Raw genomic sequence first — 15,149 nt, 5'->3', positions numbered from 1 at the left:
GACCGCCGCGATCGTGATGTGCGTGGTGACGAGCGTGTACAGCACGACTTGCCACCACGTGAGGTCCCACAAGCCGTTTCCGAGCCAGTCGATGGCCGCGCTCAGGACGGCAGAGTCAGGAAGCAACATTGAGTTCAGTACTCCATGGCCGCACGAAGGTGCAGCCTTCAGGTAACCCGCGATTTTAAAGGTTCGAGCCTGAAAAGGGGCTTAAATCCTTGATATGTCGCAAGTTTTCCCCTTCTTTGGGTCCTGGCGCCTATTTTCGGTTCCACACGGCGGCAAAAAAACCGTCGGTGGCGTGGCGATGGGGCCAAAGGCGCAGGTAGCGGGTGCCGCTGTCGCCGCCGGCGCAGAGCGTGTCGGCCCCCTCCACCTTCAATCCCGCCAGCAGGCCGGCCGCATCCTGCGGCTCGAAATCGGGGTTGGCGGCAGCGAAGGCTTCGGCGATGGCCTCGTTTTCCTCCGGCAGCACGCTGCAGGTGGCGTAGACCAGCCGGCCGCCCGATTTCACCAGGCGGGCCGCGCTCTGCAGGATCGCGGCCTGCTTGGCCGTCAGCTCCTGCACCGACTGGGGCGACTGGCGCCACTTCAGGTCCGGGTTGCGCCGCAGCGTCCCGAGGCCCGAGCACGGCGCGTCGACCAGCACCCGGTCGATCTTGCCGGCCAGCCGCTTGATGCGGTCGTCGCGCTCGTGGGCGATGGCCGCCGGGTGGACGTTCGACAGGCCGCTGCGCGCCAGCCGGGGCTTGAGCGCATCGAGCCGGTGGGCGGAGGTGTCGAAGGCATAGAGCCGGCCGGTGTTGCGCATGGTGGCGCCGATGGCCAGGGTCTTGCCGCCGGCGCCGGCGCAGAAATCGACCACCATTTCGCCGCGCTTGGCGTCGAGCAGCAGCGCCAGCAGCTGGGAGCCCTCGTCCTGGACTTCGAGCGCGCCGCGGGTGAAGGCGTCCAGCTTGTTCAGCGCCGGCTTGCCGTCGACCCGCAGGCCCCAGGGCGAGAACGGCGTCGGGACGGCCTTGATCGATGCCTTGGCGAGTTCCTTCTGCAACTCGGGCCGCTTGTCGGCGAGCGCGTTGACCCGCAAGTCGAGCGGCGCCGGCTGCTGCAGGCTTTCGACCAGCGGCCAGAACTGGTCGCCGAGCTGCGCCTTGAGGGGCGCCACCAGCCACTCGGGCAGGTTGTGGCGATGGCGCTCGAGCAGGTCGTCCTGCTTGACGGCGTCGCAGTTGTCGAGCCAGCGCTTCTCGGTGTCGTTGAGCGCGCTCTTGAGGAAGTCGCGCGGGCCGTGGAAGCCCAGGATCGCCATCCGGCGCTCCTTCGGGCCGCTGCCCGAGGGCGACAGGTGGTCGAACAGCAGCTTCTTGCGCAGCACCGTGTAGACCGTCTCGGCCAGGGTCGCGCGCTCGCGCGGCCCGAACTCGCGGTGATCGCGGAAGAAGCGTGAAACGACCTGGTCGGCCGGGTGATCGAATTTCAGGACCAGGCCGACCAGGTCGGCGGTGGCGTCAAGCAGGGCTTTGGGGTGCATGCCCCGATTGTCTCAGCCTGGCCTCAAGGCACGGTTCGGCTCCAGATCGCGCCGAAGGCCTGGCGCTCGATCTGCTCCAGCGTCGGCGAGTGGCCGGCCCACAGCACCAGCGCGGCGCCCGGCAGGCTCAGGGTCTGTTCGAGCTGCCGGCAGAGCTGCCAGCGCTCGTCGTCGCCCATCTGCGGCAGCTCGAGGAACACCACGTAGGCACGTCGCCACGGGAACTCGCGCAGGTTCTTGCGCACCAGCCAGGCCCGCGACACCGGCATGCAGCGCGCCAGGTCGGCCTTCAGCTCGCCGAGTTCGAACTCGCTCAGGTCGTGGCGGGTGATGTGGCTGAAGCAAGGCGTGGCGGTGATCTCTTCCCAGGCCCGCTGCTCGGCTTCTTCCGCGGTCTTGGTCCGCTCGCGCCAGCGCTTGAGCGCGCGCTCGTCGTGGCCGCCGGCATCCGGATCCTCGAGCGCGGCGACCGCGGTCCTGGCGGCCCACCAACGGCTGGCCACGCTGGACTCGTGCAGCCGCTCGAGCACCGCGAGCCGGGCGCCGCGATCCTGCGCCGGCAGCAACTGCGCCAGGCCGCGCAGGGCGCCCGGGTGGTTGTCGGTCAGCTGCAGGGCGCGCTCGTAGTGCCCGCGCACCTCGGCCGCGGCGTCGAGGCGGCGGGCGCAGTCGGCCCACTCGACCATCTCGTCCGCGTTGTTGCGCCCGGCGCTGGCAGCCAGTGCCGCCACCCGCTCGCCGACCCGGACCAGGTAGGCATGGTGCTGTTTCCAGTCGTTGGCATGGTCGCGGCGCCATTCGCCGTCGAAATGGGCGGTCCAGCGCGGCGCGTCCGCCAGCAGCGCCAGCGCCGATTTCTCCGACCAGGACGGCAGGCCCGGCTTCTCGTCGAGCGCTTCCAGGCGGTCGCGCAGCACCGGATGGGTGTCGTCGACATCGCTGACGCTGCGCAGCGCGGCCCGCAGCGCGGCGCGCGCGAAGTCCGGCGCCATCGGCGCCCTCAGCTGCGCTGCCATCGCGGAGAACGGGCCGGCCGGGAGCGGCTCGCCGGCCGCCCGCGACCAGTGCGCCGGCCAGAAGGTCTCGGCATACCAGGCGCTCTTGACCACGATCTCGGTCAGGGCGCCGGCCACCACCCGCGTGCCCAGCAGGCGGGCGGCCACGCGGTCGGCTTCGTACTCGTCCTGGCGCGCCAGCGCGAAGGTCTTGGCGGCAAAGCGCGGGAAGTACCAGCGGAAGAAGGCCTGCGACGCGAACGCCATCACGCCCTCGTCGCGCTGGAAGCTGGCGTCCAGCTTGAGCCAGGACATCCGGGTGCGGTAGATCCAGGCGCTCAGCTTGCCGTGGTTGCCGCGCAGGTGCCCGTACTCGTGCGCCAGCACCGACAGCAAGCGCCGGCGGTCCAGCGCCATCAGCAGCGGCAGGCCGATGCTGAGGTGGTTGACCGCGCCGCCGAAGAGGCCGAAGCGCGGCAGCTGCCGGATGCTGGCGTTGAATTCGCTGTCGAGGTAGACGCGATGCACCGCCGGCCCATCGATGCGCTGCCGGATGCGGTCCAGCGCCTCGAACAGCGCCGGCGCGTCCGCACGCTCGAGGGGGACGCCGTCGGGCTCGTCGAAGCGCACCCAGAGCGCGCGCAGCGTGGCCCACAACAGGCCGAGCGCGAACAACAGCAGCCAGCCGCGGGTGAAGCTGAAGCGCCCGCCCTGGCCCAGGCCGCCGACTACCCAGGCGATGATCCCGGCCGCGAGCGCCAGGCAGGCGAAGACCCAGACGTAGCCGAGTGCGGCGAAGACCGCGACCCCGCGCCGGTAGCCGTCGCTGTCGTCGGCGCTGGCATGCTCGCTGAGGCGCACGAGATGAACAAAATCCGCCCTATCCATCCCGACCTTTCAATTCCCTGAAGGAAATACACAGCGTGAACGACGACGACCTGCCACCCCTGATCGAAACCCCACCCGGACGCTACCGCCACTACAAGGGCGGCGAATACGAAGTCCTGGGCACCGCGCGCCACAGCGAGACGCTGGAGCCGATGACGCTCTACCGCGCGCTCTACGGCGAGCGCGGCCTGTGGGTGCGCCCGGCCGCCATGTTCGGCGGCCGCGTGGAGATCGACGGCTCGTCACAACTGCGCTTCGTGAAGCTCGAAGACAAAAAATGAGACTTCGTTGATTGTGTCATTTTGTTTCCACCAGCCACGTGGCAATCGCCTGCGGGTAAACCCGATGTTCGTGCACTAGGACACGTTCTGCCAGACTCGCCGCGGTGTCGTCCGGCAACACCGGCACCACCGCCTGCGCCAGGATCGGCCCGTGGTCGAGCTCCACCGTCACCTGGTGCACCGTGAGGCCCGCCACCTTGCAGCCGGCCTCGATGGCGCGCTGGTGGGTGTGCAGCCCGGGGAAAGCCGGCAGCAGCGAGGGGTGGATGTTGAGCAGGCGGCCCGCGTAGCGGGTCACGAAGCCCGGCGTCAGGATGCGCATGAAGCCGGCCAGCACCACGAGCGACGGCGCATGGGCGTCGATGGCCTGCGCCAGCGCGGCGTCGAAATCCTCGCGGCTGGCGAAGTCCTTGTGCGGGACCACTGCGGTCATGATGCCCCGGTCGCGGGCAAAGGCCAGGCCCGCTGCGTCCGCCTTGTTGCTGATGACGGCGGCGACGCGGGCATCGAAACGGGCGGCCCAGCGCTCCTGCTCGGCGGCCCGCACGATGGCCGCCATGTTCGACCCGCCGCCGGAGATAAGGATCACAATATTCTTCATCGGACGCGGGATTATCCGTTGCGCATTTCCGCCGCCCGCGTTGTCGCGGCGCGGACACCCCGGAAGCGCACGACCGTGCTAAAACCGGCGGTTCCGGAGACACGCCGCGTCCGCGGCGCATCGATCAACACAGCGAGGCACGCATGGATTTGAGCTTCACGCCCGAAGAACAGAAGTTCCGCGAAGAGATTCGCGCCTGGGTCAAAGAAAACCTTCCCCAAGACATCTCGCACAAGGTGCACAACGCGCTCGAACTGACGCGCGACGACCTGCAGCGCTGGGCCAAGATCCTCGGCAAGAAGGGCTGGCTGGGCTATGGCTGGCCGAAGGAATTCGGAGGCCCCGGCTGGACCGCGGTCGAGAAGCACCTGTTCGAGGAAGAGGCCGCGCTGGCCGGTGCGCCGCGCATCATCCCCTTCGGCCCCGTGATGGTGGCGCCGGTGATCATGGCCTACGGCAACCCCGAGCAGCAAAAGCGCTTCCTGCCCGGCATCGCGAGCGGCGAGGTCTGGTGGAGCCAGGGCTACAGCGAACCGGGTTCCGGTTCGGACCTGGCCTCGGTCAAGACCAAGGCCGAGCGCCAGGGCGACAAGTACATCGTCAACGGCCAGAAGACCTGGACCACGCTGGGCCAGTACGGCGAGTGGATCTTCTGCCTGGTGCGCACCAGCAGCGAAGGCAAGCCCCAGACCGGCATCAGCTTCCTGCTGGTCGACATGAAGTCCAAGGGCGTGACGGTGCGCCCGATCAAGCTGCTCGACGGCGGCTACGAGGTCAACGAGGTCTTCTTCGACAACGTCGAGGTGCCGGCCGAGAACCTGATCGGCGAGGAGAACAAGGGCTGGACCTACGCCAAGCACCTGCTGTCGCACGAGCGCACCAACATCGCCGACGTCAACCGCGCCAAGCGCGAGCTGGAGCGGCTCAAGCGCCTGGCCAAGAGCGAAGGCGTCTGGGAAGACGCGCGGTTCCGCGACGAGATCGCCAAGCTCGAGGTCGACGTGGTCGCGCTCGAGATGCTGGTGCTGCGGGTGCTGTCGGCCGCCACCTCGGGCAAGAACTCGCTCGACATCGCGGGCCTGCTCAAGATCAAGGGCAGCGAGATCCAGCAGCGCTACTCCGAGCTGATGATGCTGGCCGGCGGCCCGTATTCGCTGCCACTGATCCGCGAGGCGATGGAAGCCGGCTGGCAGGGCGACTTCCCGGGCGGCCATCCGCAGCTGGCGCCGCTGACGTCGACCTACTTCAACATGCGCAAGACCACCATCTATGGCGGCAGCAACGAAGTGCAACGCAACATCGTCGCCCAGACGGTCTTGGGTTGAACGCGAACTCACAAGGATCAGGCAATGGACTTCAATTTTTCCGATGACCAGCAGCAGCTTCGCGACGCGGTCGCCAAGTGGGTCGAAAAGGGCTACGGCTTCGAGCGCCGCCGCGCCACCGAAGCGGCCGGCGGCTTCTCGCGCGAGGCCTGGGACGAACTGGCCGAACTCGGCCTGGGCGGCCTCTACATTCCCGAGGACGAAGGCGGCCTGGGCATGGGCCCGGTCGAAGGCATGGTGGTGATGGAAGAGCTGGGCCGCGGCATCGTGGTCGAGCCGCTGGCGCAATCCTTCATTGCCGGCGCCCTGCTGGCCGGCCATGCCGATGCCGACACCAAGGACAGCTGGCTGCCGCGCATTGCCGGCGGCCAGGCGCTGGTGGTGCTGGCCTACCAGGAGCGCAAGGCGCGCTACCGGCTCGATGTCTGCGACGCCAAGGCACAGCAGGCCGGCGACGGCTTCACGCTGCACGGCACCAAGAGCCTGGTGCCGGCCGGCGACGAAGCCGATGCCTTCCTGGTGCCGGCGCAGCTCGACGGCCAGATCGCCCTGTTCCTGGTCGAACGGGCGGCAGACGGCGTCGCTGCCCGCGGCTACGGCACCCAGGACGGCAGCCGGGCGGCCGAAGTGGTGTTCGACGGCGCCGCCGCGACGCTGGTCACCCGCGACGGCCTGGCGGCGCTCGAGCATGGCGTAGACATCGGCATCGCCTCGACCTGCGCCGAAGCCGTCGGCGTGATGGACCAGACGGTCGCGGTCACGGTCGAGTACATGAACACGCGCAAGCAGTTCGGCGTCGCCATTGCCACCTTCCAGGCGCTGCGGCACCGGGTCGCCGACATGAAGATGCAGCTCGAACTGGCCCGCTCGATGAGCTACTACGCCAGCCTCAAGCTCAACGCCCCGGCCGCCGAACGGCGCCAGGCGATGGCCCGCGCCAAGTACCAGCTCGGCGTGTCGATGCGCTTCGTGGGCCAGCAGTCGGTGCAGCTGCACGGCGGCATCGGCGTGACCGACGAATACATCGGCAGCCACTACTTCCGCAAGCTCACGCAGCTCGAGATGACCTTCGGCGACAGCATGCACCACCTGGGCGAAGTCTCGGCCCGCATGCAGGACACGGCCGGCGTGTTCGCCTGACCATCGATCGCCGTCGAATCCGACGGCACCCACGCCCGCCGGCCTCGCCCGCGGGCGTTTTTCTTTGGAGAACCACGCTTCATGCCCACCCGTCGCCATGTGATCGCACTCGGCCTCGCCGCCCCTGTCCTGGCCGCCTGCTCCACCTCAGCCCCCATCGGCGAGCGCCCGCCGATCGTGTTCGTGCACGGCAACGGCGACTCGGCCGCGCTGTGGCAGACCACGATCTGGCGCTTCGAATCGAACGGCTGGCCGCGCGACCGCCTGTTCGCCTTCGACCAGCCGTTCCCGCTGGCGCGCGACGACGATGCGGTGGCACAGCCGGGCCGCAGCTCGACCGCCGAGTCGATGGCCTTCCTGAAGGCCGAGGTCGATCGCGTGCTGAAGAGCACCGGCGCCTCAAAAGTGGTGCTGATAGGCAACTCGCGCGGTGGCAACACGATCCGCAACTACGTCCAGAACGGCGGCGGCGACCGGGTCGTGAGCCACGTCGTGCTGGGTGGCAATCCGGCGCACGGCATCTGGGCCGTGAAAGGCCGCCTCGAGGGCAGCGAGTTTTCCGGCTTGAGCGCTTTCCTGCAGCGGCTCAACGCACCGAAGAATGCCGAGGGCCACGAGGTGACACCGGGCGTGAAATGGCTCACGCTGCGCTCGGACAGCAATGACAAGTACGCCCAACCGGACGGCCTGTGGATCGGCAGCAAGGGCCAGCCGACACGGGTCGGCTTCGACGGGCCGGCGCTCAAGGGCGCGACCAACCTGGTGCTGCCGCGGGTCGATCACCGCGAGACATCCTTCTCGCCTGCCGCCTTCGAGGCGACCTGGCGCTTCCTCACCGGCGAGACGCCGCGCACCCTGCAACCGATGCCCGAGGATCCGGTGGCGTTGTCCGGCAAGGTCACGGGCCTGGGCCTCGACCCGGCGAACCCCGCGAGCGGCAGCTTTCCCAACAACCTGGCGCTGGCGGGCGCCCGCCTGTCGGTGTTCGCGATCGACCCGGCCAGCGGCGCCCGGCGCGGCCCGGCGGCCTGGGAGCAGACGATCGGGGCGGATGGCCGCTGGGGGCCGTTCGCGGGCCGCCCCGACACCGCCTACGAGTTCGTGCTGGCGGCGCCCGGCTACGCCACGACGCACATCTACCGCAGCGCCTTCCCACGCTCGAGCGGCATCGTCCAGCTGCGTCCGGAGCGCATCGCGGAGGCCGATCGCGACGCCCGGGCGCTGGTGATCTTCACGCGGCCGCGCGGCTATTTCGACGCCGAGCGCGACCGCATGCGCTTCGATGGCCAATCGACACCGCCAGGCGTGCCGCCGCAGGGTGCCGGCGTGTCGAGCGCGAAGATCAAGCTCGCCAGCGAAGCGCCGCGGGCGGTGGAAGCCGAGTTCAACGGCGAACGCGTGGTGGGGCGCACCTGGCCGCTGGCCCAGGGAGAGGTCAGCGTGCTCGAGCTGACTTATTGACGTGCAGCCGGCCTACCCGTGCAGCCGCGAACTCTGCGGCAGGTGGGCCATCAGGAACTCCATCTGGTCCGCCAGGATCCGGCGGTTGCGCAGGATGAAGTCCTCCCACAGGCTGGGCACGTAGGGCGTGTACAGCAGCGCCATGCCCGCCTGCTCCGGCGTGCGGCTGCTCTTGCGGTGGTTGCACGGCCGGCAGGCCGTGACCACGTTCATCCAGGTGTCGATGCCCTTCTGGGCAAACGGGATGATGTGCTCGCGCGTCAACTCGTCTTCGTGGAAGTGCCCGCCGCAGTACGCGCAGACATTGCGGTCGCGGGCGAACAGCTTGCTGTTGGTGAGCCCCGGGCGCTGCGTGAAGGGATTGATCCGCGGCACGCCCTTGGTGCCGATGATGCTGTTGATCGCGATCTGCGACTGCTGGCCCGTGACCGCGTTGTGGCCGCCCCGGAACACCGCCACCTGCGCGCCCACTTCCCAGCGGACCTCGTCGGAGGCGTAGTGGATCACCGCCTGTTCGAGCGAAATCCACGATTGGGGCAGCCCTTGGGCCGACAGCTTCAAGACCTTCACCAGACGCCTCCTCAAGCAAAGAGAACCACGGAAAGACCAGGACCAGGCGCTCGCCCGAGGGGCTTGCGCATGACGCAGTGCGTCACAATATACCGGCTTTGTGACAAAAAGGCCCTCACGTGCCCATTCCATGGGCGCAAAGTGCTATCAAAAAGATACTGACGATGCAGGTTTTCCGGGGTTTCAGGCATCCGGGCGTGGCTCCGGCCTGCGCCCTGACCATTGGCAATTTCGACGGTGTGCACCGTGGCCACCAGGCGATGCTGGGGCTGCTCAACACCGAGGCGCGGCTGCGCGGGCTGCCGAGCTGCGTGATGACCTTCGAGCCGCACCCGCGCGACTACTTCGCGGCGCTCACCAAGCGGCCCGAACTGGCGCCGGCGCGCATCGGCACCCTGCGCGACAAGCTCAGCGAACTCGCGGCCGGCGGCGTGGCGCAGACCATCGTGCTGCCCTTCGACGCCCGGCTGGCCTCGCAGACACCGGAAGAATTCATCCAGCACGTGCTGATCGAGGGCCTGGGCGCGCGCTACGTGCTGGTCGGCGACGATTTCCGCTTCGGTGCCAAGCGCGCCGGCGACTACGCGATGCTCGACCGCGCCGGCGAGCAGCATGGCTTCGACGTCGCCCGCATGAACAGCTACGAGGTGCACGGACTGCGGGTGTCGAGTTCGGCCGTGCGCGAAGCGCTGGCCGAAGGCCGGATGGGCGATGTCCAGGCGCTGCTGGGCCGCCCCTACGCGATCTCGGGCCATGTGGTCCACGGCCGCAAGCTGGGACGGGCCCTGGGCGCCTCGGCGCCAGGCCGAAACGACGGTTTCCGGACCCTCAACCTGCGCTTCAAGCACTGGAAGCCAGCGGCCAGCGGCATCTTCGCGGTGTTGGTGCATGGGCTGGCCGCAACACCGCTGCCAGGGGTCGCCAACCTCGGCGTGCGCCCTTCGCTGGACGCCAACGACGTCAACGGTGGCCGGGTGTTGCTCGAAACCCACTGCCTCGATTGGCCCACCGATCTGGGCAGCGAGGGGGCCTACGGTAAAATCGTGCGCGTGGAACTGCTGCACAAACTGCACGACGAATTGCGCTACACCAGCCTCGAGGCCCTCACGGCGGGCATCGCGAAGGATGGCCGCGACGCGCGCGCGTTCTTTGCATCCACCCACGCCGAGACCCATCGCCAGACCACGCGCGACCGAATTTAGAGCGGAAACCGTCGCTTTCCGCCGCGTTCGGCCGCCCTGGGATGCCAGGGGCCGCATGCCCCCCTCGATCCCCGAGCGCTGCAAGGCAGCGCAGATTTCTGGAACTCCCATGGCTGACACCAAGACCGACGGCGCCACCGACTACCGCGCCACGCTGAACCTGCCCGACACCCCTTTCCCGATGCGCGGCGACCTGCCCAAGCGCGAGCCGGGCTGGGTCAAGGAATGGCACGACGAAGGCCGCTACCAGCGCCTGCGCGACGCCCGCCACGGCGCGCCCAAGTTCATCCTGCACGACGGCCCGCCCTACGCCAACGGCCAGATCCACATGGGCCACGCGGTGAACAAGATCCTGAAGGACATGATCACCAAGGCGCGCCAGCTCGAAGGCTACGACGCGCTCTACGTGCCGGGCTGGGACTGCCACGGGCTGCCGATCGAGAACGCGATCGAAAAGAAGTACGGCCGCAACCTGAGCCGCGACGAGATGCAGGCCAAGAGCCGCGCCTACGCGACCGAGCAGATCGCCCAGCAGATGGTCGACTTCCAGCGCCTGGGCGTGCTGGGCGAATGGGACCATCCCTACAAGACGATGGATTTCGCCAATGAGGCGGGCGAGTTGCGCGCGTTCAAGCGCGTGATCGAGCGCGGCTTCGTCTACCGCGGCCTGAAGCCGGTCTACTGGTGCTTCGACTGCGGCTCGTCGCTGGCCGAGTTCGAGATCGAGTACGCCGACAAGAAGTCGCAGACCCTCGACGTCGCCTTCAAGGCCCATGATCCTGCGAAGCTGGCGGCCGCATTCGGCCTGCCGTTGCTGGCCAAGGACGCCTTCGCGGTCATCTGGACCACCACCGCCTGGACCATCCCGGCCAACCAGGCGATCAACCTCAACCCCGAGCTCGACTACGCGCTGGTCGACACCGAGCGCGGCCTGCTGGTGCTCGCGGCTTCCCTGGTCGAGATGTGCATGAACCGCTATGCGCTCGACGGCACGGTGCTGGCCACGGTCAAGGGCGAGAAGCTCGGCGGGCTCGAGTTCGAGCATCCGCTGTACGACGTCGATGCCGGCTATCGGCGGCTGTCGCCGGTCTACCTGGCCGACTACGCGACCGCCGACGATGGCACCGGCCTGGTCCACTCCTCGCCGGCGTACGGCGTGGACGACTTCAACTCCTGCGTGGCGCATGGCCTGTCCTACGACGACATCCTGAACCCGGTGCAGGGCAACGGCTCGTACGCACCCGACTTCCCGCTGTTCGGCGGCCAGAACATCTGGAAGGCGGTGCCGGTGATCATCCAGGCGCTGCGCGATGCCGGCCGCCTGATGACGACCGAGACCATCAGCCACAGCTACCCGCACTGCTGGCGCCACAAGACGCCGGTGATCTACCGCGCCGCGGCCCAGTGGTTCATCCGCATGGACGAGGGCGAAGGCGTGTTCACCAAGGACAAGGCGCCCAAGACGCTGCGCCAGACCGCGCTCGAAGCGATCGAAGAGACCAGCTTCTACCCGGAGAACGGCAAGGCGCGGCTGCACGACATGATCGCCAACCGGCCCGACTGGTGCATCAGCCGCCAGCGCAGCTGGGGCGTGCCGATCCCGTTCTTCCTGCACCGGGATTCGGGCGAGCTGCACCCGCGCACGATGGAGATCCTCGACCAGGCCGCGGCCATCGTCGAAGAGGGCGGCATCGAGGCCTGGAGCCGCGTCACGACCGAGGAGATCCTCGGCGCCGAGGACGCCCCGCACTACACCAAGAGCACCGACATCCTCGAGGTCTGGTTCGACTCCGGCTCGACCTTCTATCACGTGCTTCGCGGCACCCACCCGAACGTGCACCACGAGACCGGCCCCGAAGCCGACCTCTACCTCGAAGGCCACGACCAGCACCGCGGCTGGTTCCATTCGTCGCTGCTGATCGCCTGCGCGCTCGAAGGCCGCGCGCCCTACCGCGGCCTGCTGACGCACGGCTTCACGGTCGACAGCCAGGGCCGCAAGATGAGCAAGTCGCTCGGCAACGGCATCGACCCGCAGGAGGTCAACAAGAAGCTCGGCGCCGAGATCACCCGCCTGTGGGTGGCGGCCAGCGACTACTCGGGCGACATCGCGGGCGACGACAAGATCCTGGCCCGGGTGGTCGACGCCTACCGCCGGATCCGCAACACGCTGCGCTTCCTGCTCGCCAACACCAGCGACTTCGACATCGCGAAGGACGCGGTGCCGCTGGGCGAGCTGCTCGAGATCGACCGCTATGCGCTCGCCCGCGCGGCCGAGTTCCAGGCCGAGATCCTGGCGCACTACAAGGTCTACGAGTTCCACCCGGTGGTGGCCAAGCTGCAGGTGTACTGCTCGGAAGACCTGGGCGCCTTCTACCTCGACGTGCTCAAGGACCGGCTCTACACCACCGCGCCCGGCTCGCACGCGCGCCGCAGCGCCCAGACCGCGCTCTGGCACATCACGCAGGCGATGCTGCGCTGGATGGCGCCGTTCCTGAGCTTCACCGCCGAGGAGGCGTGGAAGTTCTGCGGCGACGGCCGCTCGATCTTCGTCCAGACCTACAGCGACCTCGGCACGCCCGACACGGCGCTGCTGGCCCGGTGGACCCGCATCCGCGAGATCCGCGACACCGTCAACAAGGAGATCGAGACCGTGCGCAGCGCCGGCCAGGTCGGCTCCTCGCTGCAGGCCAACGTGGCGATCGCAGCCGCGGCCGTCGACCATGCGCTGCTGGCCTCGCTGGCCGACGACCTGAAGTTCGTGCTGATCACCTCGGCCGTGTCCCTGGCCGCGGGCGAGGCCCTGTCGATCCAGGTGACGGCGAGCGCGGCGACCAAGTGCGAGCGCTGCTGGCACTGGCGCGACGACGTCGGCCACGATGCCGCCCACCCGGGCCTGTGCGGCCGCTGCACCAGCAACCTGTACGGCGCCGGAGAACAAAGGACGCTCGCCTGATGGCCCGCCAATCTTCGGGCGGGTCGGGCCTCGGCATCTGGCCCTGGCTCGGCCTCGCGCTGGTGATCGTGATCATCGACCAGTTCACCAAGACGCTGATCCTCGGCTACTACAAGTACGGTGACGCCACCTACGTCACCAGCTTCTTCAACGTGGTCCGGGCCCACAACACCGGCGCCGCCTTCTCGTTCCTGGCCGATTCGTCGGGCTGGCAGCGCTGGTTCTTCACCGCGATCGGCGTCGCCGCGGCGGTCTTCATCGTCTGGATGCTGAAGTCGCATGCCGGCCAGAAGCTGTTCTCGTTCTCGATGGCGGCGATCCTGGGTGGCGCGATCGGCAACGTGATCGACCGGATGATGCACGGCTACGTGGTCGACTTCCTCGACTTCCACCTGGCCGGGCGGCATTTCCCGGCCTTCAACGTCGCCGACAGCGCGATCACCATCGGCGCAGTCTGCCTGATCCTCGACGAACTGCTGCGCGTGCGGCGCGGCAAGAAGTAGTGCTCGCGAGGGCGGCGTATAGTCGTCGCCTTCCATGAAGCATCTGTTGAATCTGCTCGCAGCCGTGGCGCTGCTGGTGTGGGGCACCCATCTCGTTCGCACCGGCGTGCTGCGCGTCTTCGGCGCCAACCTGCGCAAGATCCTGGTCCAGAGCATGCGCAACCGCTTCACGGCGGCCCTGTCGGGCATCGGCGTGACGGCCCTGGTGCAGTCGAGCACCGCGACCTCTCTGATGACCTCGTCCTTCGTCGGCCAGGGCCTCGTGACCCTGCCGGCCGCGCTGGCGGTGATGCGCGGCGCGGACATCGGCACCGCGCTGATGTCGGTGCTGTTCTCGGCCGACCTCTCGTGGCTGTCGCCGCTCTTCATCTTCGTCGGCGTGGTGCTGTTCATCACCCGGCCGTCCAGCGTGGCCGGCAGGGTCGGGCGCGTGCTGATCGGGCTCGGCCTGATGCTGCTCGCGCTGCAGCTGGTGGTCGCCGCCACCGGGCCGCTGTTCGCCGGCCAGGCGATGCGCGAACTGCTGGGCAGCCTCGGCAGCGACGTGCTGCTCGAGATCACGATCGGCGCGGCGCTCGCGATCGTCGCCTATTCGAGCCTGGCGGTCGTGCTGCTGGTGGCGGCCATGGCCAGCTCGAACGTGGTGCCGCTCGACGTCGCCATGGGCCTGGTGCTCGGCGCCAACCTCGGCAGCGGCCTGCTGGCGGTGCTGACCACGGCCAAGTCGACGGTCGCCGTGCGGCAGGTCACGATCGGCAACCTGCTCTTCAAGCTGCTCGGCGTCGCGATCGCGGCCCCTTTCGTCGGCCTCTGGCTGCGCGAGGTCCGGCCCTACGTCTCGGACGCGACGCAATTCGTCGTGCTCTACCACCTGGCCTTCAACGTGCTCGTGAGCCTCGGCTTCATCGGGCTCACCGACTGGGTCGCCGCGCTCGTGACGCGGCTGCTGCCGGAGCCGCCCGAGCCGGCCGCCATGCGGCGCCAGCAGCACCTGGACCCTTCGGCCCTGTCGACGCCGTCGCTGGCGATCTCCAACGCGGCGCGCGAGGCGCTGCACCAGGCCGACGTGGTCGAGACCATGCTGATCGGCGTGCTGGGCGTGATCCGCAACAACGACCTGCGGCTGGCCCAGGAACTGCGCAAACTCGACGACACGGTCGACGAGCTGTACTCGGCCATCAAGTACTACATGACGAAGATCTCGCGCGAGGCGCTGGGCGAGGAAGAGAGCCGGCGCTGGACCGACATCATCAGCTTCACGATCAACATGGAGCAGATCGGCGACATCATCGAGCGCGTGATCATCGACATCGAGGACAAGAAGATCAAGCCGCAGCGCAACTTCTCCGAGGCCGGGATGGCCGAGATCGTCGAGTTGCACGAGCGGCTGGTGGCCAACCTGCGCCTGAGCATGAGCGTGTTCCTGAACGGCAGCGTGCGCGACGCCCAGAAGCTGCTGGAGGAAAAGGCGCGCTTCCGCGACCTGGAGCGCGCCTACGCGACCACCCACCTGGGGCGCCTGTCGGAGCAGACCACGCTGAGCATCGAGACCAGCTCGCTGCACATCGACCTGATCAGCGACCTGAAGCGCATCAACTCGCACATCTGCTCGATCGCCTATCCGATCCTCGAGTCGGCCGGCGCGCTGGCCCCGACCCGCATGCGCGAGTCGCGGCTGGGAGCACTTTAGCTCGCCCCC

The 15,149-nt window shown here is 68.4% G+C and carries 12 protein-coding genes and 1 pseudogene; 8 read left to right on the top strand and 5 right to left on the bottom strand.

Features of this window, described 5'->3' with window-relative positions:
• From QTI33_RS12665 to QTI33_RS12655, 3 genes and pseudogenes are all read right to left on the bottom strand, one after another.
• A pseudogene (locus tag QTI33_RS12665) lies at positions 1 to 129 on the bottom strand (acyl-CoA desaturase); the annotation flags it as partial.
• 130 nt (positions 130 to 259) lie between these two features.
• Positions 260 to 1,531 (bottom strand): RsmB/NOP family class I SAM-dependent RNA methyltransferase, encoded by a 1,272-nt coding sequence (locus QTI33_RS12660; protein WP_286506318.1) that lies wholly within the window; start codon positions 1,529 to 1,531, stop codon positions 260 to 262.
• A gap of 23 nt (positions 1,532 to 1,554) precedes the next feature.
• The gene (locus QTI33_RS12655) at positions 1,555 to 3,414 is read right to left on the bottom strand and encodes a M48 family metallopeptidase (protein WP_286506317.1); all 1,860 of its coding nucleotides are present in this window, start codon (positions 3,412 to 3,414) and stop codon (positions 1,555 to 1,557) included.
• Positions 3,415 to 3,449: 35 nt separating this feature from the next.
• On the opposite strand from QTI33_RS12655, the gene QTI33_RS12650 reads away from it, so the two are divergent.
• The gene (locus QTI33_RS12650) at positions 3,450 to 3,695 is read left to right on the top strand and encodes a DUF1653 domain-containing protein (RefSeq protein WP_286506316.1); all 246 of its coding nucleotides are present in this window, start codon (positions 3,450 to 3,452) and stop codon (positions 3,693 to 3,695) included.
• 16 nt (positions 3,696 to 3,711) lie between these two features.
• Here QTI33_RS12650 and purN read toward each other — a convergent pair whose 3' ends face one another.
• A complete protein-coding gene (gene purN, locus QTI33_RS12645) occupies positions 3,712 to 4,296 on the bottom strand; it encodes a phosphoribosylglycinamide formyltransferase (protein ID WP_286506315.1) in 585 nt (194 codons plus the stop codon).
• A gap of 143 nt (positions 4,297 to 4,439) precedes the next feature.
• On the opposite strand from purN, the gene QTI33_RS12640 reads away from it, so the two are divergent.
• From QTI33_RS12640 to QTI33_RS12630, 3 genes are all read left to right on the top strand, one after another.
• The gene (locus tag QTI33_RS12640; RefSeq protein ID WP_286506314.1) at positions 4,440 to 5,621 is read left to right on the top strand and encodes an acyl-CoA dehydrogenase family protein; all 1,182 of its coding nucleotides are present in this window, start codon (positions 4,440 to 4,442) and stop codon (positions 5,619 to 5,621) included.
• A 24-nt stretch (positions 5,622 to 5,645) separates the two neighbouring features.
• Positions 5,646 to 6,761, top strand: coding sequence for an acyl-CoA dehydrogenase family protein (locus tag QTI33_RS12635; protein WP_286506313.1), 1,116 nt, complete (start codon positions 5,646 to 5,648; stop codon positions 6,759 to 6,761).
• Positions 6,762 to 6,842: 81 nt separating this feature from the next.
• Positions 6,843 to 8,222, top strand: coding sequence for an alpha/beta fold hydrolase (locus QTI33_RS12630; RefSeq protein ID WP_286506312.1), 1,380 nt, complete (start codon positions 6,843 to 6,845; stop codon positions 8,220 to 8,222).
• Between the two features lie 12 nt (positions 8,223 to 8,234).
• Here QTI33_RS12630 and QTI33_RS12625 read toward each other — a convergent pair whose 3' ends face one another.
• A complete protein-coding gene (locus QTI33_RS12625) occupies positions 8,235 to 8,792 on the bottom strand; it encodes an HNH endonuclease (RefSeq protein ID WP_286506311.1) in 558 nt (185 codons plus the stop codon).
• A gap of 164 nt (positions 8,793 to 8,956) precedes the next feature.
• On the opposite strand from QTI33_RS12625, the gene QTI33_RS12620 reads away from it, so the two are divergent.
• The 4 genes from QTI33_RS12620 (at position 8,957) to QTI33_RS12605 (ending at position 15,140) form a co-directional block, all read left to right on the top strand.
• Positions 8,957 to 9,994: a bifunctional riboflavin kinase/FAD synthetase gene (locus QTI33_RS12620; protein ID WP_286506310.1), complete on the top strand. Its 1,038-nt coding sequence runs from the start codon at positions 8,957 to 8,959 to the stop codon at positions 9,992 to 9,994.
• A gap of 109 nt (positions 9,995 to 10,103) precedes the next feature.
• Positions 10,104 to 12,947 carry an isoleucine--tRNA ligase gene (ileS, locus tag QTI33_RS12615; protein ID WP_286506309.1) on the top strand — a complete coding sequence of 948 codons (2,844 nt, stop codon included), beginning with the start codon at positions 10,104 to 10,106 and terminating at the stop codon, positions 12,945 to 12,947.
• Entirely contained in the window at positions 12,947 to 13,450 is a 504-nt protein-coding gene (gene lspA, locus QTI33_RS12610; protein WP_286506308.1) for a signal peptidase II, read from the top strand. Before ileS ends, lspA begins: the two co-directional genes overlap by 1 nt.
• A 34-nt stretch (positions 13,451 to 13,484) precedes the next feature.
• On the top strand, positions 13,485 to 15,140 hold the full coding sequence (locus QTI33_RS12605; RefSeq protein ID WP_286506307.1) for a Na/Pi cotransporter family protein: 1,656 nt from the start codon (positions 13,485 to 13,487) through the stop codon (positions 15,138 to 15,140).
• The last annotated feature ends 9 nt before the right edge of the window (positions 15,141 to 15,149 follow it).

This window comes from Variovorax davisae (assembly GCF_030316845.1).
GTDB classification, from domain to species: domain Bacteria; phylum Pseudomonadota; class Gammaproteobacteria; order Burkholderiales; family Burkholderiaceae_C; genus Variovorax; species Variovorax davisae.
This window is presented reverse-complemented; position numbering and strand designations above follow the sequence as displayed.